Source organism: Winogradskyella sp. A3E31 (assembly GCF_046720935.1).
Lineage (GTDB): Bacteria > Bacteroidota > Bacteroidia > Flavobacteriales > Flavobacteriaceae > Winogradskyella.
The window spans coordinates 1-930 of sequence record NZ_JBHNWH010000028.1 but is presented as its reverse complement, the minus strand read 5'-3'; the positions used below and the strand labels follow the sequence as shown (position 1 = coordinate 930).

1 protein-coding gene is annotated in these 930 nt (G+C 35.6%); it reads left to right on the top strand.

From position 1 onward, the window contains the following. The first annotated feature begins 239 nt into the window (after window positions 1-239). Complete coding sequence (locus tag ACFEMA_RS14710; RefSeq protein WP_411768966.1) at window positions 240-545, top strand: GIY-YIG nuclease family protein; 306 nt, start codon at window positions 240-242, stop codon at window positions 543-545. The last annotated feature ends 385 nt before the right edge of the window (window positions 546-930 follow it).

Genomic DNA, 930 nt, shown 5'->3' with positions numbered 1-930 from the left:
TACACCACGCTTTTTTGCGTGGCACTCGAAGTGACGTTTATAGAATATGGTTCTTCAGTCATCCCGATAGCTATCGGGATTCCTTCTGAATGACAGGTGAGATTCTTCAGTCACACCAAAAACCTTTTTTGGCGTACCTTCTGAATGACAGCTCCAATAATTTATATTAAAAGCCAAGAATCTCAGAATAAGTTATTATGCCAACATTAGAATGCTTCCTTTTTTAATATCTTAATTGCATGAAAACAATTGGTGACCATAATTACTATGTTTATATCCTTACCAACAAGAATAAAACGGTATTATACATTGGTGTGACCAATAGCATAAAAGAAAGGCTGTACTTCCACAATAACCCAGAACCTTTCTCAAAGGCTTTTACTGCTAAATACAACTGTTTTTATTTGGTGTATTATGAGCATTTCTTTGAAGTGGCCAATGCTATTAAAAGAGAAAAAGAATTAAAAGGGTGGAGCCGAAAGAAGAAAGAACATTTAATTACGCACACTAATCCTGACTGGAAGTTTTTGAATGATAATATATAGTGTTCCTTTACTATTGTTAGGTGAATAACTATTAATCGAAAGATTCTTCAGTCTCTTCGTTCCTTCTGAATGACATTGCATCGTGTTATGTCATTCTGAGCGGTAGCGAAGAATCTTATCATTCATTGGAAAAAGTAAAAGTCTATAACTATATATGGGAAAGATTCTTCAGTCATCCCGATAGCTATCGGGATTCCTTCTGAATGACATTACATCTTGTTTTGTTATTCAGAGCGGTAGCGAAGAAACTTACTATAAAAATAAGCACAATCAAAAGCTCCCCGCCTTACACAAGACGTCTAAATTGTATCGAGAAAAGGCACCTATAAATACTTCTCGATACACCACGCTTTTTTGCGTGGCACTCGAAGTGACGTTTATAGAA

Bases quoted from the DNA above. Each gene is read 5' to 3' on its own strand.
- ACFEMA_RS14710 (WP_411768966.1), top strand. From the start codon at position 240: ATGAAAACAATTGGTGACCATAATTACTATGTTTATATCCTTACCAAC.